Here is a 19,052-nt window from a genome sequence, read left to right as displayed (position 1 = left end):
CTAGTCCTCACTTTCTATCTTTTCTAAAAGGCTTACAACTTGATATAAGTCAGCTTGATCGATTTGATAAGGTGCTTGCTCTCTCACAATAGGCTTGGCATTAAAAGCAATCCCAATTCCTGCTGTTAATATCGCACCATCTCCTACAGCAATGGTTTGAGCAAGAGTCAAGTTGTTTTCCTCTGCCCATTGCTTTAGCATTGCTTTTTTGACTTCTTTTGTGACAACTGTCCCTAAAACCCTACCTGTCAGCTGGCCATCTTTTACTTCCAAGTGATTAGCTTTTACATAATCTATGTCCAACTTCAATGCTAATTCATCTACTATTTCATGAAATCCACCTGATACAATACCAACCTTATAACCACGCTGATGCATTTCTTCTATCAACTGTCGAGCCCCTTTGGTAAAATGAATTTTCTTAGAAACTTGTTTAAAAATGGCCTCAGGGAGTCCTTTAAGCAGGATCACACGCTCTAGCAGAGCCGCTTCGAAATCATATTCTCCTTGCATGGCACATTTTGTAATAGCTGCAACCTGCTCACCAACTCCTACTTCAGCCCCTAGTAAATCAATTACTTCTTCTTTCACCAAAGTACTATCCACATCCATTATCAATAATCCTATGGCTCTCATATTATTCCCTCATACATTTTTGAATATATAAAAATTTGATTAACAAAACAAACTACAATATAAAGTAAAAAATCTCTGCCTATATAATAAACAGAGATTTTTTACTTTATTCAATACCAATTTCAGCGCGTACAATATCTGCAATTGTATTAACGTAATAATCAACTTCCTCATGACTTGGTGCTTCTGCCATGACTCGTAAAAGAGGCTCTGTTCCGCTTGGACGAACAAGAATACGACCATTTCCAGCCATTTCTTCTTCCATTTTTTCAATCACAGCTTTAATAGCAGGAACTTCCACGGCCTTGTCCTTCATAGTATTTTCAACACGGATATTAACCAATTTTTGCGGATAAATAGTCACTTCTGAAGCTAATTCAGATAAAGTTTTACCTGTTTCTCTCATTACTTTTGTCAATTGAACGGCTGTCAGCTGACCGTCACCCGTCGTATTATAATCCATGATAATGACATGCCCTGATTGCTCACCACCAAGATTGTAACCCGATTTGCGCATTTCTTCTACGACATAACGGTCACCAACAGCTGTAATCACTTTATTAATACCTTCACGATCCAAAGCTTTATGGAAACCTAGGTTTGACATAACAGTTGTTACGATTGTATTTTGGGCTAGTAAACCTTTTCTAGAGAGATATTTCCCAATGATGTACATGATTTTATCACCATCAACAATCTCACCATTTTCATCTACCGCAATCAAGCGATCACTATCTCCATCAAATGCCAAACCAAGTGCTGAGCCTGATTCACGAACTGTTTCTTGCAATTTTTCAGGATGTGTAGAACCTACATTTAAATTGATATTCAACCCATCTGGATTTTCTCCGATGACTGTCAATCTAGCTCCCAAATCGGCAAACACCTGGCGAGCACTTGTTGAAGCGGCACCGTTCGCTGTATCCAGAGCAACTTTCATTCCGTCTAAATCAAGACCAGTCGATACGAGATACTGCTGATATTTGCGTAGCCCTTCTGGATAATCCATCAGGGTCCCTAATCCTTCCGCACTGGGACGTGGTAAATTGTCTTCTTTAGCATCAAGAAGTGCTTCAATTTCTAACTCGCGATCATCATCTAGCTTATAACCATCTCCGCCGAAAAATTTAATACCGTTGTCAAGTGCAGGATTATGGCTAGCTGAAATCATGACCCCAGCACTTGCTTTTTCTGACTTCACCAGATAAGCCACACCTGGTGTTGCGATAACCCCAAGCTTGTAAACACGGATTCCAACCGATAAAAGTCCTGCTATTAATGCACTTTCCAGCATTTCTCCTGAAATACGTGTGTCACGTCCTACAAAGACGCGCGGCACATCTTTCTCATGTTGGCTCAATACATAGCCGCCAAATCGCCCTAATTTAAACGCCAATTCTGGCGTTAATTCCACATTTGCTTCTCCACGAACTCCGTCCGTTCCGAAATATTTTCCCATTTTTTTAAAATCCTTTCAATACTTTTATTTGGATGAGCTCGTCGAACTTGAAGACGAGCTTGATGATTTTACTGTAATTTTTATCGTTGTCTCATAAGGGGTAATCACACTCGGCAATACTGTTCCGCTAGCATCAACCGCTTGCAAAGGCACAGTTCCGGTATAATTGTTCGAAATTTTTTCACTTGTGGGAAGAGCTGCTTCTACATGATCAACTTTTTCTAAAGTATCTTCATCACTTGTGACTGTTACTTTATTATCAGCAATACTTACCCGATCAACCGTTAAACCATCTGCCAACTGAGCAGAACTAATCGTTGTTTTAACTTCAAATGTTTTACTTGCCTTCTTACCGATCTTCACCGTAATCTTAGCCGGTGTAACAGTCGCAGTCAACCCACTTGGTAAATTTTTAATAGCTAAAGGTACCTCTCTTGTTCCTTCCGTAGCTTTTGTTAAATCCGCTACAACTTTAAACTTTCGAGTACTTTCTTGCATCTCACTAGCAAGTGTCACACGATTGGAACCCGTTAACACTACTGATACTTCGGACGCAAAACCACTAATAAAATACTTTTCACTATTGTATTTAATATCAATTGGGACACTAGGCAAGGCATTCGTGTACGTTTCAGACGTAGTTTGTCTAGCACTTGAGTTATTTTGGTAATTTGTCGTTGTTGCATAAATAAATAAAACAGCAGCAAAAAAGATGGAAGAAACGATATACCAAATCTGCTTACGATTTTTCATGTTTCCAACCTCCTAGCACACGATTTTTAAATGGTGATTTTGGTTGTTCATCTGAAATCAGCACTTTCCGCAATTCTGCTTCAAATTCTTCTAAGGTCAGATCGTGTTTAAAAACTCCGTTATGTGTGATTGAAATACCTCCCGTTTCCTCCGAAACTACAAAAGTAAGGGCATCTGACACTTCTGAAAGACCGATTGCAGCACGGTGGCGCGTTCCAAATTCCTTAGAAATTCCTGTGTTTTCTGTAAGCGGAAGATAAGCACAAGAAACGGCTATTTTATTATCTCTTACAATAACAGCTCCGTCATGCAACGGTGTATTCGGAATGAAAATATTGATTAACAACTCACCTGACACATCAGCATCCAAAGGAATCCCTGTTGCGATATATTCTTGTAAGGTTCTGCTTCCTTGGATAGCAACGAGAGCCCCAATTTTCCGAGGACTCATATAATTCACTGCTTTTACGAATGCTTGTACCATTTTTTCCTCTGAGCTAATCGGTGCTGTCGAAAACAAATCTGTTGCACGCCCCAGCCTTTCCAAACCTGTACGAATCTCAGGTGTAAAAATCACAACAGCCGCAATAACTCCATAGGTAATGACTTGATTGATTAACCAAGAAACCGTTGTTAAACCAATTGCATTGGCAAGAATCTGAGCCAGTACAAAAATTAAAACCCCTCGAACGAGAATCATAATCTTAGTGCCAGCGATTGCTTTTGTAAAATAAAATAAAATCCAAGCAACTAGTGCAATATCGATGATATTGATGACAATACTCCAAGGACTAGAAAATAAACTAGACCAATATTGGAGATTGGACAATTGCTGAAAATTCATTTCCAGTGTCCTCTCTTTCTCAACCTAAAAACATTCTTAATTATTATATCACTTTTCAAGATATTTTTCTGTAACCTTCTTTACTTTTTATGATAAAATATTTCTTATGAAGATAAATACATTATTTGGCAAACTTGCAGGGAAATCCTCCCACTTTGTTTTAAGTAAATTGGGGCGCGGATCGACCTTACCCGGAAAGCTTGCTCTAAAATTTGACAACGACATTTTAAATACACTAGCTCGTGATTACGAAGTGGTGGTGATTACAGGGACAAACGGTAAAACTCTGACCACTGCTCTTACAGTTGGAATCCTCAAGGAGGCTTTTGGCGAGGTTGTGACCAATCCCAGCGGAGCCAATATGATTAGTGGAATTGCGACAACTTTCTTGACTGCAAAAAAAGGGAAATCTGGCAAAAATATCGCTGTGCTGGAAATTGATGAAGCTAGCCTCTCCCACATCTGTGATTATATCAGACCGAGCCTTTTCGTCTTTACCAATATTTTCCGTGACCAGATGGACCGCTACGGAGAGATTTACACGACCTACCAAATGATTCTCGATGCTGCAGCGAAAGTACCTGAAGCTACTGTACTGATGAATGGTGATAGCCCACTCTTTAACTCGGTCAGCTTGAAAAATCCTGTCTGCTACTATGGATTTGACACCAAAAAAGGGCAAGCTGAGTTAGCTCATTATAATACCGAGGGCATCCTCTGTCCCACGTGTCAGCATATTTTAAAATACAAGCTCAATACTTATGCCAATCTAGGCGATTATATTTGCGAGCACTGCGATTTTAAACGTCCTGAATTAGACTACAAACTGACCCAATTGACTAGCCTCCAACACAACAGTTCAGAATTTGTCATTGACGGTCAAAGTTACCACATCAACATTGGTGGTCTTTACAATATCTACAACGCTTTAGCTGCAGTTTCTGTTGCTCAGTTCTTTGGAGTCGAATCGGCTACTATCAAGGCTGGTTTTGACAAAAGTAGAGCCGTTTTCGGACGTCAGGAAACTTTCAAGATTGGCGACAAAGAATGCACGCTAGTTCTGATTAAAAATCCCGTTGGAGCTACGCAAGCTCTAGAAATGATCAAGCTTGCTCCTTATTCATTCAGTCTGTCAGTTCTCCTCAACGCCAACTACGCAGACGGCATTGATACTAGCTGGATTTGGGACGCTGATTTTGAGAAAATTTTAGACATGGATATCTCGCATATCATTGCTGGTGGCGTTCGTCATTCTGAAATTGCTCGTCGCTTGCGAGTTACTGGTTATGATGCCAAGCGAATCAATGAAGTAGCTAATTTAAGTCAAGTCTTTGAAGAAATTAAACATCAGAAAACCAGACATGCCTATATCTTAGCAACCTACACCGCCATGTTAGAATTTCGTGAATTACTTGCTTCTCATCAGGTTGTCAGAAAGGAGATGAACTAATGGTTTATACATCCCTCACTTCTCCTGAAAATCGGGATTATACTTATTATTTAAAAATTGCCCATCTCTATGGCAATCTCATGAATACCTATGGTGATAATGGTAATATTCTCATGCTCAAATATGTAGCTGAAAAGCTAGGCGCTCGCGTTCAGATTGATATTGTATCACTTGAAGATGAGTTTGATAATGATTACTATGATTTGGCATTTTTCGGCGGAGGGCAAGATTACGAGCAGACCATTGTGGCACGAGACCTGCCAACAAAAAAAGAGAGCTTGGAAGAATTTATCAATCATGACGGCGTGGTGTTAGCTATCTGTGGTGGCTTTCAGCTTCTAGGGCAATATTACATCGAAGCTTCTGGTCGGCGGATTGAGGGGCTTGGAATTATGGGACATTATACTCTCAATCAAAAAAATAACCGCTACATCGGCGACATTAAGATTCATAACGAAGAATTCAATGAGACCTACTACGGCTTTGAAAATCACCAAGGACGGACCTTCCTCTCCGATGATGAAAAACCACTGGGCAAAGTCGTCTATGGAAATGGCAACAATCAAGAAGACGGCAATGAGGGCGTCCACTATAAGAATGTCTTTGGCTCCTACTTCCACGGTCCCATCTTGTCCCGCAATGCGAACTTGGCCTACCGTCTGGTGACCACCGCTCTGAAAAACAAGTATGGCTCAGATATTGAACTAGCCGCTTATGAAGATATCCTAGCCCAAGAAATCCCAGAAGAATATGGAGATGTCAAAAGCAAGGCAGAGTTTGAATAGATAATAGGAGAATCACTATGAAAGAAAAATTACACTATATCCTGCTTTTAATTACCATTCTATTGGTGGCCAGTATTTCCTTGGCCAATATGCAGAGTGTCAATGTTAGCTTTATCCTATTTAGCTTCAAACTGCCCTTAATCATCTTGATTTTGGTCTCAGTGCTCCTAGGCTCTGTCACGACCTTTCTCATCAGCATGCTGAAAAACTTCTCGCTGAAAAAAGAGCTTAAGAAAACCAAAGAAGCACTTAAAAATTCCCATACAGAAAACTAGGCTGGAATCACTCCAGCCTAGTTTTTTTTGTATTCTCTTTTGACAGATATAGGAAAGAAAAGCCAGTCCCATCACACCCAGACCAATCAAAAGAAAGGAAAGGGTGTGGACACTCGGCAGGAGAATCATCAGAAAAGTCGCAGGAGGCATGAAAAGAATTGCCAGCGTGTAGATCGTTGAGAAAACGCGGCCTAGATACTGCTTGTCCACCTTGGTCTGAACCTGACTGAAGAAATGAATGTTGAAAACAGTCATAAAGAGCTCGCAGATAAGATTACCAGAATAAGAAAAATATGGATGAACCGGTAGCAAAGCAGAGACGCCCATTACTGCTACACCAACTCCGGTCAATAACAAGGCTACAAGAAGATTTCCCATACTAGCTCTGACCTTACTGGCTAGAATAGCTCCAACGATTGAGCCTACAGCTCCCAAACTCAGAATGGTTGCATAAGAGCCTGTCTTTCCGTAGAGCTGATTGGTGAAAGGCAGCAGGTAATTAAAGGCTGCAAAGAAAAAGTTAACTGCAGAAGCTACCAAAAGCAGAAAGAAAATTTCTTTTTGCTGACGGATATAAACTAGCCCTTCCTTGATGTCTATCAGGATATTTCCAAGATTGATGGGAGACTGCTGCTTGCTTGGCTCATGATTGGGCAGAAAATAAACCAAGGCAAAAGCCAGAAAAAAGCTCAGCGCATCCAGTTTAAGAGTCACGCGCAGATTTGCAAACTGCATCACGATAAAAGACAAAACTGGAGCTGAGACACTGATAACCTGCAAGGCCAGTTCCAGATGAGAATTGTAGGCCACGATGTCTTCCTTATCCACAATTTCTGTAATGTAGGATTTATTAGCTGGCCGAGAAAAAGCAAAGGCTATGGCCTGAACCACATTGGCAAAAATCAGCGCTCCAATCATGAGCTGGTCATTAGAGATAAAGGAAATCAGCAGACAAAGTCCAGCACAAATCAAGTCCGTTACCATCAGTACCTTACGTCTAGAAAAGCGATCCGTAATGGCCCCACCCAAAGGATTAAATAAGATAGAAGTAACTAACTCCGATATCTGATAAATGCCCAAGACAGTCTGTCCCAGAGCTCCCAAAGAAGCAAGCCAGATGCTGTTCCCATAGTCATAAAGCATATTTCCGATTTTATTGATAGCAGCCCGTGTAATCAGCTGTGCTGCATGTCTATTCATAAAAATACCTCCTTCCATTTCTGAAACTATTGTATCAGGAATAGAGGGAGGTTCTTTATTTTTCCCATATTTGGGAAATTATACTTTAACAAACTTATCGAAATGCTCTTGATAATAGGCAACTTGCTCAGGTAGTTCCAGCACTTCAAAGATATACATGGCTTCCTGCATTTGCTTGATTCCCTGCTTCTTCTGCCCCTTCTGATAAGCTGCAAAACCCTTGATATAGAGGAATACATTGCGTTCATAGAGTTTGATGCCTTTGCCAATGATTTTCTCTACGTAAGCCTCAAAATAGCTAGCCTTGTCAAAAGAACAACTTTCCAAACAGTGCTGGTAACAATTGAGCGCTAAAATCAAGACTAGTCTCTTATGGCGACCGATTTCTCTGTAGTAGTCCTCCCGCTCCATAACTTCCTTGCCCAGACGGTAGATATAGTCCACATCATAGAAACTATAGAGATTGCCAAAGAGAATCAGCTCATACATAGTCCAGTCTTCTACTTGGAAAAGATAATCAGCCACCTTATCTAAATCCTCTTGCCTCATGCGAAACTGACTGTCTCGCTGACAAATCAAGCCCTGCATCAAAATCCAATTCAGTTCATAGTAAAGAGGCGCGCTACTAGCTTTGGCCTTTTCCAACTGTTCCGCTTGCAGGTCTTGAAATCCCTTGATGTCGTTTGAGTAGTAAAGAGGGATAATCTTACCCATCATGGCCACGTGCTCATGCTGCTGGAAATTCCGTGCCTTGTCCATAAAATTTTCAAGGGTCACATGAATATTATCCAAGAGATCTAAAAATTTCGAGAGGGTCATGTCCGACTCACCCAGCTCAAAACGAGACAGCTGAGAAGTCGAGCAAACCTGACCCGCCGCTTCCTTCAAAGAATACTGTCCATTTAAACGAAAATCACGAAAAACTTTTCCTAAATCTTCCATTTGTTTACCACTTCAATTCCTTTAATTGCTGTTTCGCTTCCCTAGTCGTTCTTTCAAAACCGCTTTCACCGCCCCTTGTTCGGATTCTACTTTCGGACGAAGCTCATTTCGTCAAAATCTTCTCGGCCGAAAATCGGAAAAGGCAGATTCTGCTAAAAGAACTCGTCCGAAAATAGAAAGTTCGGGATTTGCTCTCAGACCAACCGTCCGAAAATCTGACAGAGTCATTTTGCTCCAAAATAGCTTTTCAGAAAATCTGACGGGCTGACTTTTCTTTAAAAGAACTTAGATTACATGAAGAATGCTTTCTTTTCCTCGAAAAGATCTCAGAACACATGTAAAAGTTCGTCTTTTGCTCTCAGGGAAACAATTCTTCATGAAGGATTTATCTTTTTGTCACAGAATCAGAAATTTCATATATAAAAATTCGGGTTTTACTCTTTTAGGACTGATTTCACATGTGAAATTAAGTATTTTGAGCTCTGGCAAGCTCATTTCTCACAGAAACTAGGCATTCTTACACAGGTTCTTTTTCCTTCTCACACCTTCTCCGCTAGTTCTTCCCATTCTAGCATGGCTTCTTCTTGTTTGGCGGTCAGCTGGTCGATTTGCTGCTGGCTCTCCATGAGTTCACTGGCATCATTAGTAGCCTGCATAGCTTCCTGAAGCTGACTGATCTGGCTGTCCAAGTCCTCGATTTGCGCTTCCAATTGCTCTAAGCGGCGGGCCAGCCGGCGCTGTTCTTTCTGGTTTTCCTTTTGAAGCTGATATTCATTGGCAGGGGCAAGTTTGTCAGGACTGACCTGCTCCGACTCCTCACGCAAGGCTTCCTGCTCTGCCTTTTTCTCCAGATAGTAGTCATAATCACCCAGATAAAGGGTGGAGCCTGTCTCAGAAAGCTCGATAATCTGGGTGGCTACGCGGTTGATAAAGTAACGGTCGTGGCTGACAAAGAGCAGGGTGCCGTCAAAGTCAATCAGGGCATTTTCCAGCACTTCCTTGCTGTCAATGTCCAGGTGGTTGGTCGGCTCGTCCAGGATGAGGAAGTTGTTGTTTTCCATAGACAGCTTGGCTAAGAGCAGCCGCGCCCGCTCTCCACCCGACAGCATGCCGACCGACTTCTTGACATCGTCACCTGAAAAGAGAAAGGCTCCCAAGCGATTGCGAATCTCGACCTCTGGCGTCAGTTTGAAGTCATTCCATAGCTCATCGAGAACCGTATTGCTGGGAGTCAGTTTGCTCTGGGTCTGGTCATAGTAGCCCACTTCCACATTAGCCCCCAACTGCTCCTTGCCTCTGATGAAGGGCACTTGACCGATTAGTGATTTAATCAAGGTCGTCTTTCCAATCCCATTTGGCCCGACAATAGCTACCGCATTAAACTTGTGAATGTCAAGGTTAATCGGCTCTGACAGGACTTCCTCGCCGTAGCCAATAGCTGCGTCTCCCAAGGTCAGCACAACATTTCCTGAAACCTTATCAGATCTGAAGGTCATATTAGCCGAGCGGCCACCGGTTTCCGGTCTGTCCAAACGCTCCATCTTTTCCAGCTGCTTGCGTCGAGACTGAGCCCTCTTGGTAGTGGAGGCTCGGACTAGATTGCGATTGACAAAGTCCTCTAGCGCAGCAATTTCTTTCTGTTGCTTTTCGTAATTCTTAGCTTCAGTGGCCAACTTCTGCTCCTTTTGAACCACGAAGCTAGAGTAATTTCCCACATAGCGATTCAATGAATGCTTGGTCAAATCCAGCGTGATAGTCGCAACCTTGTCTAGGAAATAGCGGTCGTGGCTGATGATGATTAAGGCACCTTTATAATTTACCAAATAATTTTCTAGCCAAGCGATGGTCTCGATATCCAAGTGGTTGGTCGGCTCGTCCAGCACTAGCAGTTCTGGCTTCTCCAACAGCATCTTAGCCAGAGCCAGACGGGTGTTCTGCCCGCCCGAAAGCTCAGAAATCTTCATCTGCCACATGGACTGGTCAAACTTAAAACCATTCAAAATAGCTCGAATATCGGCCTCGTAGGTAAAACCACCTTTCTGGCGAAAGTCCTCTGACAGCTGATCGTACTGAGTCATGAGAGCCGTCAGCTCTTCTCCTGCCAATTCTCCCATTTGCAGCTCCATCTGCCGCAACCTCTTCTCCTGCTGACGCAGGCCATCAAAGACCAGCAGCATCTCGTCGTAGATAGTATTCTCCGACTCAAAGCGGCTGTCCTGAGCTAGATAGGACAGGGAAAGATCTCGTTTTTTATTAATCTGACCAGAAGTAGGCTCTTCCTCGCCCACCAAAATCTTGAGCAGGGTTGACTTCCCAGCTCCATTTTTACCGACGAGGGCAATCCGGTCACCCTCATCCACCTGCAGGTTAATATTGTTAAAAAGAAGCTCCCCTGCAAAAGAGCGTTCAATCTTATTTGCTTGTAAAATAATCATAAACCTATTATAGCAAATTCATGGCTCAACTACCATTCTAGAAAGTAAAAATGCGGTCAAGATAAGCCGCATTTCATCTAAAAGTATGTAAAATTTCTTGATTTTGCATCACAAGGTAAACACCTAATAGAACAATCAAAGCAAAAAGTACTAATTTGATGATTCCTTTTACAAAACGGATTATCCAAAGGATCATCATAGAACCAATCAACCACATAACAGCTGAATGATTGAAAAAGCCTTGAACTGCCTGACTGTTTTCGCCAAAAAAACTTTGGATAGGAGCTGGAATATGTTCTCGCCACGCAGCTGTCACTCCAATACGATTTGCAATATCAGAGCCACTTTTCCATAACCATGCAAAAATACTAGAATTAAAGACAAACAAAAAAACTTGCTCTGGGAAATATCTAATGACTTTAAATATATTTTTTAACATTTTATGATTGATACAACTCCTTTACTGTTTGAACGTCCACTGCTTGAATACTATAAAATGAACCAGAGGATTGCATGACAGATTTTTCTTCATTGTGTTCCAATCCAATCGCATGCCCCAATTCATGTTCTGCTGTGTTTACGATTCGCTCATAAGAGTAGCCATATTGACTGTTTAATAGATAATAACGATTTAGTCGAACAGTTACATTTGTAAAACGCTTGGTCAGCAAATTGGTTTTGGATTCTGCTTCGCCTGCCGCACTGACAGTGCTATTATTCATCTCTGTAGCTACAATATTAGCTTGATTTTTATCATTTACAATCTGGAAAGTAAAGGCACCCGTTTGATTCCAAGCACGAATAGCTTCCTGATAAGCTGAGCGAAATGTTTCGTCTTGTGTCTCTATATAAACCGTAGCGCTTGCCTTATCCCACCGAACACCAGAGGCTTGATGAACATGATCGTCCGATAACCGCTTGGTTAGGTCTTTCACATTTTGCCTGACACCTAGCTGACTATCTTGTCCACTTACGTATCGATAAATTTGGTTCACATCTTGCTGAAGCCCTGTCGCAAAATTGCTTTTAGAAGGACTCACGATATACAATATTCCTACAAAAATAAGTGCTGTCGATGCAACTGTGTAAACCAATCGCCAGAGCAATCGAAATAACCTTGAAATCAATCGAAACAAAAATCTCATACTCTCCTCCTAATCTAAAAGATAAAAAGTAAGTATAATGAGATTCACTTAAAAAATTCTTAAAATAAACGGTTGTAAAAGAAATGACAAATCTCTAAAAATCATTCCCTGTCAGATATAAGAACCAAAGATACCACCACACACTTAGGATAGGCGTTCCTCTACTTCAAAACCAATTGGCAACCATTTAAGAAATTCTTCTAACTGCTTTTCCCAATAATACCACTCGTGTTTCCCTGGAGCATGATGATACGTAATATCTAAACCACACTCGCGTAATTTTTTGACGGCTATTTCATTTGCTTGATAGAGAAAATCTTGCTCTCCACACCAAGTATAGAATTTAGTTCTTTTATCTGACTTCTTTGCCATCGTTGTTAAGAAATGCTGCTCAACACCAGCTGCTTTCAAATCACCAAACACACCTTGCCAATAGCTGAGGTTCCCACCAGGTAATTCTTCCATATCTATATCATCAAGGCCTATCCCGATTGCCCCAGAAAATGACCCCGCATAAGAGAATCGATCCGTCATCAAAGCAATTTTATAAGCCCCGTAACCTCCCATAGATAAGCCAGCAATAAATGTTTTTTCACGTTTCCGGCTCATATTTGGAAAGAACCGTTGCATGATTTCAGGTAATTCTTTTGCTAATGCATCGTAATAGTTCAAACCATAAGCAGTATTAGAGTACCAGGCAAGATCTGTTGACGGCATAATGACAATTAAATTTGTATGGCGCAATAAACGCTCAATATTGGTCCGCTTTCGCCACGAATTTTCATTGCCGCCCATTCCATGCAAAAGGTAAAGAACGGGAATATCAGTGTCTGTCACCTGATTAGGAGCTACTGCATCTGCATCAGGATAGATGACATTGACACGACGCTCCATTTCTAGTACTGTTGAGTGATACTCTATTTCAAAAAATGCCATTTTATCTCCTTTTCCTATAAATGTAGGAAAGGGGCTGGAACATGTGTCCTGACCCCATTATTTTTTGCTATATAAAATGTACTAATTTAGCCAGCTTAACGTACTTCCATTACAACGGGTAAAATGGCTGGACGACGTTTGGTTTGCTCAAAGAGGTATTTCGCAAGACTGTCACGTACAGCCCCCTTCAATTCACCCCAGTCAAAATTATCTTTCGCAAGGTAATCTTCAACTGTATTATTGATTAAATCAGCACTTTCACGTAAAATATCACGACTTTTCTTGACATAAACAAATCCACGCGTGTGAACTTTTGCTTTTGAAATAATCTTCTTGTCACGACGGTTCACTGTAATAGCTACGATAAAGATACCATCTTCAGACAGAACTTTGCGGTCACGAAGAACGATATTCCCTACATCACCAATCGCATTTCCGTCAATCATGACATCGCCAGCAGGGACTGCACCGGCAAGCAAGAAATCTCCTTTTTCATATTCCATAATGCTACCGCGTTTTGGAATAAAAATGTTTTCTGGCAGCATTCCAACAGCCATTGCAGCTTTAGCATGCGCTGCTAATTCACGATATTCTCCTTGAATTGGGAACAAGAATTTTGGTTGCAAGAGATTTAACATCAGTTGCAAATCGCGCTCATTTCCATGACCAGACACCCGCAAATCTTGCGTAATCAATTTAACAACACCACCAGCTTGATAAATCATATTTTCTACGCGCGCTACCAAGGCCTCTTTTGCGATAGACGGTGTTGTAACAATGTAAATCAAATCACCTTCTTTAATTTCTACATAGCGGTGACGACCAATAGACATTTTGCGCAAGCCATTGATAGGCTCACCCATTCGACCAGTTTCCAAAATGATCAATTCATGATCTTCAAATTTAGACATTTCTTTAGGTTTAATCAGCAAACGCTCATCTACAAGTGATAATTTCTTCAAGCGAATAGCCGTCCGAACGATATTTTCAATGTCAAACCCAGTCAACACAACACGACGACCTGTCTTAGCAGCGGCTTCAAAAACCTGTTGAATACGCGAGAGATTACTTGCAACTGCTGCAACTATGACGCGTCCATTCCAATCACCAATCGTATCGGTGATTTCTTTGCCGACTTCACTTTCACTTGCCACTTGAATACTACTATCTGCATTTGCAGAATCACTAAGAAGAGCTAGAACGCCTTCTCTACCAATTTCTGCTAAACGCGCAAAATCTGTTGCATAAGACTGACTAGCCGTTTGGTCAAACTTGAAATCACCCGTATAAACAATATTTCCTTCAGACGTTTTTAAGACAATCCCTAGACTCTCTGGAATGGAGTGCGTTGTTTTAAAGAAAGATACAATGGTACCTCCAAAGTCAATCTCTGTATCTTCATCAATCACATGAAAATCATTGAATTTTTTAACCGTATCATTTCCTTTGACAAATAGCTTAGCCAGTTCAATCGTTAATTCCGATCCAAACACAGGTACCTTTGTTTCCGCCAACAAATAAGGCAGGGCACCAATCGCATCTGCATGTCCGTGTGTCAAAAAGACCCCTGCAATGTGGTCCTTATTTTCAAATAAATAGTCCATATTTGGAATGACAAAGTCCACACCAAGCTGTTCATTTTCCGGATACTTTAGTCCGACATCAAGGATAAAAATAGATTCATCCACTTCAGCGATGTAAAGATTTTTTCCATTTTCACGTACACCGCCCAAAGCAATCAATTTAATATTGCTCATTGATTCTCCTTTTCATATTTTTCTTACTAACGGCCCTTGGCTTCCCAAGTCGAATTACAGTTTTGCAAGTATTTTGCATATTTTATTTATTATACTACTTTTCATGATTTTTTTCAAAGAGGAGAGCATACAAAAAAGCTCCTAGTTACTGTATTTCTACAGAAAGCTAGGAGCCGTCTCTATTTGCTAATAAGTGATAGATAGACTTTCAGAAAATAACTTTCTGAAAAGAGATTCTTATGATGATTCCATCGTTATTTTATTAAAGAATGATTTTCTTGTCCACAATATATCAAAAACAAGTTTATTCATCTAAAACAATAGTGGTTTTTTACCAAAGCGTGAAAATCATTAAAAAGCTTTTATCGACTACATCAAATAATATTCTTCTTTATTCTTTCACTGCGTTCTCGATACGCGATGCAGTTCTACAAACCACTACATGCTATCTTCAGAAATATTATCAAATACCTCCAATTAAGAAAAACAATTAGCAAATAGAAACTAATACATCATAAACGATTTAAAATATGAACGTTCTGATACCCATTGGAATCAGTCCTTTCTTATCTTTCTTTAATTATATTGTACACCTTCTTTTTTAAAAAAGCAAGCGTTTACATTAAGATTTTTAAAATATTTTTCACAAATGAAAAGAGGTAGAAATATAATTCCAACCTCTTTTTCAAAGTGAATTTTATGCCCGAACCGTGACACTTGTTCCGTCCTCTTTGTAAAGATTTATCAGCCCCTCCTTACGACTACGTACCATGTCTCCTGGATAAACTGGATGTGGCAAGGAAATCGTCAATAGTTCCATCGGATTAGGAGCTCGATCAATTTTATTTCCATCTGAATCATGTAAATCTGTAATTACTGCATCAAAATGCCGGAAACCAGGACCATAAAATTCGACTAGGTCACCCTCATTGATGACATTTCGTTGTCGAATAGTCGCTGTTTGTGTGGCAGGGTCATAAGCCACTACTTCTGCTACAAATTTATATTGCGGAATTTTACGACGTGCTCCAAAAAGCTGTTCATTTTCAGTTGGCGTATGATAATAAAATCCTGTCGCCAATTCACGCTGCGCCACTTTCCACATCTCATCGACCAAGTCTTGCTTGATTGCTTCAAACTTTTCTGGACTTTCAAGATAAGCATCAACTGCAGCTTTATAACAATTTGAAACAGTGGATACATAGTGAATAGACTTCATACGCCCTTCAATTTTCAGGCTATCCACACCATTTTTAATCATATCAGGAATATGATCAATCATGGACATATCGACAGCCGACATGGAAAATTCTTCTGGAATTTCACCTTTTAAACTCTTGCGCTCTTGCCCAAATGGCATATCGTACAAATCATATTTCCAACGGCAAGACTGAGAACATCCCCCACGATTGGCGTCGCGCATGCTCATGTGATTTGACAAGGTACAACGTCCTGAGTAAGAAATGCACATAGCTCCATGAACAAAAGCTTCAATCTCAACATCAGTATGCTTGCGGATTTCTGCTAATTCTTCCATGGAAACTTCACGTGCCAAAACCACACGCGTTAAACCTAAATCTTTCCAAAATTCTAGCGTTTCATAGTTTGTCGCGCTAGCTTGTGTTGACAAGTGCACTTCCAAACCTGGCGCTTCTGTGCAAGCAATGGCAATCAAAGCTGGGTCTGACACGATAACGGCAGAAATTCCAATATCACGTAAAGTGCGGAACCATTCTCCAGCTCCTTCTTCATTTCCTTCATGTGTTACCATGTTCGCAGCTACATAGACTTTAGCGCCATGCTCACGAGCAAATTGAACGCCCTCTTCCATTTCTTCAAATGTAAAGTTTCCTGCACGACTACGCAAACCATAGGCTTGTCCGCCAATATAAACAGCATCCGCTCCATAACGAATGGCAACTTTCAGTTTTTCCAACGTTCCAGCAGGCGCCAGAACTTCTGGTCTTTTCAAAGTTTTTGTCATATTCTCTCTTTTCTAAATTCTAGTACTTAGCTTTTTCATTTTATAGTAAAAAGGGCTTGAAATCAAGCTAAAGATGATAGATTGTGAAAGATAAACAAGCAATCACAACTCGCAACCACCGGTCTTCTTTATTTCACCTGATCTGGATCATACTCATAAAATCCTGTATCTAGAAAACGATTTTTGGGATGCAATTGATGAACTTGCTCATCTAATAGGAAAGCCTGATCATGTGTCAATTGATTGGTTTCAATCAATTCACGCGCTTGCACAAAGAGTTTGGCAATTTCAACAAAATTGCGTCCCGGTGTATAAATCCCTTCAAGCTTCCAATGTGTGAAGCCATATTCTACCAATTCTCCAAGTTTCGTCATCATATCCAAATCATTATTCGCAAAAATATGTGTCCCATGATTGTCCTCAAAAATAGAATAATGGCTATTCGGATCACTCGGCTCTGCCAAGAATAAGTCACGCTCACGACTCTTTTCGTCATCAATATGAGTGAAATTGTAATAATTCTGCAAAAGCGGTCGCTTAGAATGATGAATGACGCTAGCACCATAGACTAGTATCTCAACAGGAATTTCTAACACTTCCTGCATTTTAAACAATTCTGCCGATGGAATTTCCCGTGCTAAAACCGCCTCAGAAGCGCCTGCTTTCTGTCCCCAGAAGTTCACCTGACGACTGCTGGCAACCATAGTCGAGGCATCATAAATCGTCTTAAACGAATAACCGTCACGTTTTAACACATAAAACACACCAGCATCTCCCACAGTAATATAATCTGCCTGAATATCCACTAAAAAATCAAGAAAAGACTTGATATGATTCATCATTTCCTGATGCATTAACGCATTGACAGCTACTGTCAGCTTTTTACCAGCTTTATGAACCAAATCTGCAATCTGGCGTAATTCCTCATAAGAAAAAGCATGGGGTAGACGAAGTCCATACTCTTTTTCACCAACATATATACGATCTATACCTACTTCTAAAAGCTCTTTTACTTGTTCAATACTCTCAGCAGTTGCTGTAATGATTATCTTTTCCATGTTAAAATTATACCACATTTTTGATTTCACTTCTATTTTTTAAATTGAAAAGCATTTTTAGCCGTTTTGTAATCGTTATGTAATATTTATCTAATTGAAATCATGGTAAAATAAGAGAGTACTGTAAGGAGAGAGAACATGACCGCAAGAAAATATCAGTCCTATCAAGAGGACTACGCTTATCTAGAACAAGAACAATATCCCCTTTATCAAGATTATATTCCTGAAGCAAAAACAAATCCAAATCTGAAAGAATTGCTATTTTTTGTCAATATTGCTACATTTTGTATCTTGACAGTTTTGTTTAGTTTTTTGTTTTTGTCAATTAAAGTAAATACATTTCTAGCCTTTACTTTGGCAATCGCTGTTAGCTTAGTGTGTATCAAAGTGCAGCAAACATTTATTCGTCGAAAAAGAAATAAATAGTTTTGGGATTGAAGTGCCTGCTTTTTCAAAGGCACTGTTTTTATTGTGATGCAAATCGATTCAGTTAAACAGATAAAAAAATTGAGGTATTAATCCTCAATTTTTTTATCTTCGTTTTCCATTTCTGTTTCCTCAGTTTCTGTCAAATCAATGACAATGTCCTCAGGAGAATCTTCTTTTTCTGCTGATTCTGGAGCAGTTTTTTTTAATTCTTCTGGTGAAATCCCTTCTGGCGCCATTTTTTCTCGCCATTCTTGAAATTTCTCTTGTGAAAACTCAACTACTTGTGTCGTCGCTTCTTTAACAGAGCCAAGAATTGTTTCACCTGTAATTTCTCCACTCTCAACCTTTTCTTTAGCTTGGTTGACAACTTCGACAGCTTGATTAGAGAAATGATTGGCTTTTTGTACTACTTGATCTTTAACATTCTCTGGATTTTCTTTGACCTCATTCATGAAATCAGAAACTTTGACTGTCACTTCTTTTCCTTTTTTACTAGTGAGGAATACAGCTGCAGCTGCTCCAGAGAGTGTTCCTAAAAGGATTGATGAAAATTTACCCATAATAAACCTTCTTTCTTATTTTTTAAATAGTTTTGTAATCATCCGTAAGATCGATAAAGTTGTGCCAGCTTTTACACTATTTTTACCTGCTGTAGCAGCTTTTTTACTCAAATGACGAGCAGAATCATTTAAATCTGAAACTGACTCTGACAAATCTGCAACTGCAGTGAAAAGTGGATCAATTGTTGTCATTTTCCCGTTAATATCATCTGCTAAAACATTCACTTTAGTTAACAATTCATTTGTCTGATAGAGTGTCACATTGACATCCGTTGTCAATACCTGAATTGTTTTTTCTGTTTCATCAACGACAGTTGAGATTTTCCTGACTAAGAAAATCGTGTAAACAATCAAAGCAATCAAAGCAAGGGCCACTAAACTATAAGCAATTTCAAGCATCTTTT

The 19,052-nt window shown here is 40.1% G+C and carries 19 protein-coding genes; 4 read left to right on the top strand and 15 right to left on the bottom strand.

Annotated features, from left to right (window positions below):
* The 4 genes from serB to cdaA all read right to left on the bottom strand — a co-directional run bounded on the left by serB (position 1) and on the right by cdaA (position 3,692).
* A complete protein-coding gene (serB, locus tag HMPREF2542_RS06190) occupies positions 1-636 on the bottom strand; it encodes a phosphoserine phosphatase SerB (RefSeq protein ID WP_058669612.1) in 636 nt (211 codons plus the stop codon).
* A 106-nt stretch (positions 637-742) separates the two neighbouring features.
* Positions 743-2,095, bottom strand: coding sequence for a phosphoglucosamine mutase (gene glmM / locus HMPREF2542_RS06185; RefSeq protein ID WP_058669613.1), 1,353 nt, complete (start codon positions 2,093-2,095; stop codon positions 743-745).
* Positions 2,096-2,119: 24 nt separating this feature from the next.
* A complete protein-coding gene (locus tag HMPREF2542_RS06180) occupies positions 2,120-2,848 on the bottom strand; it encodes a CdaR family protein (protein WP_006267682.1) in 729 nt (242 codons plus the stop codon).
* The gene (gene cdaA, locus HMPREF2542_RS06175) at positions 2,835-3,692 is read right to left on the bottom strand and encodes a diadenylate cyclase CdaA (RefSeq protein WP_003068760.1); all 858 of its coding nucleotides are present in this window, start codon (positions 3,690-3,692) and stop codon (positions 2,835-2,837) included. The genes HMPREF2542_RS06180 and cdaA overlap by 14 nt, the downstream gene beginning before the upstream one ends.
* Positions 3,693-3,798: 106 nt before the next feature.
* Between cdaA and murT the strand changes: the two genes are divergently transcribed.
* Genes murT through HMPREF2542_RS09580 form a run of 3 tightly spaced genes read left to right on the top strand, consistent with a single transcriptional unit; the run spans position 3,799 to position 6,202 of the window.
* Positions 3,799-5,142, top strand: coding sequence for a lipid II isoglutaminyl synthase subunit MurT (murT, locus tag HMPREF2542_RS06170; protein WP_070484564.1), 1,344 nt, complete (start codon positions 3,799-3,801; stop codon positions 5,140-5,142).
* On the top strand, positions 5,142-5,927 hold the full coding sequence (gene gatD / locus HMPREF2542_RS06165) for a lipid II isoglutaminyl synthase subunit GatD (protein ID WP_006270691.1): 786 nt from the start codon (positions 5,142-5,144) through the stop codon (positions 5,925-5,927). Before murT ends, gatD begins: the two co-directional genes overlap by 1 nt.
* 17 nt (positions 5,928-5,944) lie before the next feature.
* Positions 5,945-6,202, top strand: coding sequence for a LapA family protein (locus HMPREF2542_RS09580; protein WP_006267878.1), 258 nt, complete (start codon positions 5,945-5,947; stop codon positions 6,200-6,202).
* Here the strand turns inward: HMPREF2542_RS09580 and HMPREF2542_RS06160 are convergent.
* The 9 genes from HMPREF2542_RS06160 to HMPREF2542_RS06120 form a co-directional block, all read right to left on the bottom strand.
* On the bottom strand, positions 6,095-7,402 hold the full coding sequence (locus tag HMPREF2542_RS06160; RefSeq protein WP_315940802.1) for an MFS transporter: 1,308 nt from the start codon (positions 7,400-7,402) through the stop codon (positions 6,095-6,097). The two genes, HMPREF2542_RS09580 and HMPREF2542_RS06160, sit on opposite strands and share 108 nt — an antisense overlap.
* 78 nt (positions 7,403-7,480) lie before the next feature.
* Positions 7,481-8,344 (bottom strand): Rgg family transcriptional regulator, encoded by an 864-nt coding sequence (locus HMPREF2542_RS06155; RefSeq protein WP_058669617.1) that lies wholly within the window; start codon positions 8,342-8,344, stop codon positions 7,481-7,483.
* Positions 8,345-8,883: 539 nt separating this feature from the next.
* The gene (locus HMPREF2542_RS06150; RefSeq protein ID WP_070484561.1) at positions 8,884-10,779 is read right to left on the bottom strand and encodes an ABC-F family ATP-binding cassette domain-containing protein; all 1,896 of its coding nucleotides are present in this window, start codon (positions 10,777-10,779) and stop codon (positions 8,884-8,886) included.
* A 73-nt stretch (positions 10,780-10,852) separates the two neighbouring features.
* Positions 10,853-11,218: a hypothetical protein gene (locus HMPREF2542_RS06145; RefSeq protein ID WP_070484558.1), complete on the bottom strand. Its 366-nt coding sequence runs from the start codon at positions 11,216-11,218 to the stop codon at positions 10,853-10,855.
* Between the two features lies 1 nt (position 11,219).
* Positions 11,220-11,924, bottom strand: a complete 705-nt coding sequence (locus tag HMPREF2542_RS06140) for a matrixin family metalloprotease (protein WP_049492071.1) — start codon at positions 11,922-11,924, stop codon at positions 11,220-11,222.
* A gap of 144 nt (positions 11,925-12,068) precedes the next feature.
* Entirely contained in the window at positions 12,069-12,860 is a 792-nt protein-coding gene (locus tag HMPREF2542_RS06135) for an alpha/beta hydrolase (protein ID WP_058669620.1), read from the bottom strand.
* 95 nt (positions 12,861-12,955) lie between these two features.
* Positions 12,956-14,617 (bottom strand): ribonuclease J, encoded by a 1,662-nt coding sequence (locus tag HMPREF2542_RS06130; RefSeq protein WP_058669621.1) that lies wholly within the window; start codon positions 14,615-14,617, stop codon positions 12,956-12,958.
* A 697-nt stretch (positions 14,618-15,314) separates the two neighbouring features.
* Positions 15,315-16,601 (bottom strand): peptidase U32 family protein, encoded by a 1,287-nt coding sequence (locus tag HMPREF2542_RS06125; RefSeq protein WP_003068743.1) that lies wholly within the window; start codon positions 16,599-16,601, stop codon positions 15,315-15,317.
* Between the two features lie 128 nt (positions 16,602-16,729).
* Positions 16,730-17,659, bottom strand: a complete 930-nt coding sequence (locus HMPREF2542_RS06120; RefSeq protein WP_058670387.1) for a peptidase U32 family protein — start codon at positions 17,657-17,659, stop codon at positions 16,730-16,732.
* A gap of 138 nt (positions 17,660-17,797) precedes the next feature.
* On the opposite strand from HMPREF2542_RS06120, the gene HMPREF2542_RS06115 reads away from it, so the two are divergent.
* Positions 17,798-18,085 carry a DUF3270 domain-containing protein gene (locus tag HMPREF2542_RS06115; protein ID WP_020997851.1) on the top strand — a complete coding sequence of 96 codons (288 nt, stop codon included), beginning with the start codon at positions 17,798-17,800 and terminating at the stop codon, positions 18,083-18,085.
* Between the two features lie 89 nt (positions 18,086-18,174).
* On the opposite strand, the gene HMPREF2542_RS06110 is transcribed toward HMPREF2542_RS06115, so the two are convergent.
* Both HMPREF2542_RS06110 and HMPREF2542_RS06105 read right to left on the bottom strand, forming a co-directional pair.
* Positions 18,175-18,648 (bottom strand): YtxH domain-containing protein, encoded by a 474-nt coding sequence (locus HMPREF2542_RS06110; RefSeq protein WP_020997852.1) that lies wholly within the window; start codon positions 18,646-18,648, stop codon positions 18,175-18,177.
* A gap of 15 nt (positions 18,649-18,663) precedes the next feature.
* Entirely contained in the window at positions 18,664-19,047 is a 384-nt protein-coding gene (locus HMPREF2542_RS06105; protein ID WP_020997853.1) for a DUF948 domain-containing protein, read from the bottom strand.
* Between the last annotated feature and the right edge of the window lie 5 nt (positions 19,048-19,052).

The sequence above is a fragment of the Streptococcus sp. HMSC034B05 genome (assembly GCF_001809055.1).
Taxonomy (GTDB): domain Bacteria; phylum Bacillota; class Bacilli; order Lactobacillales; family Streptococcaceae; genus Streptococcus; species Streptococcus constellatus.
This window is presented reverse-complemented; position numbering and strand designations above follow the sequence as displayed.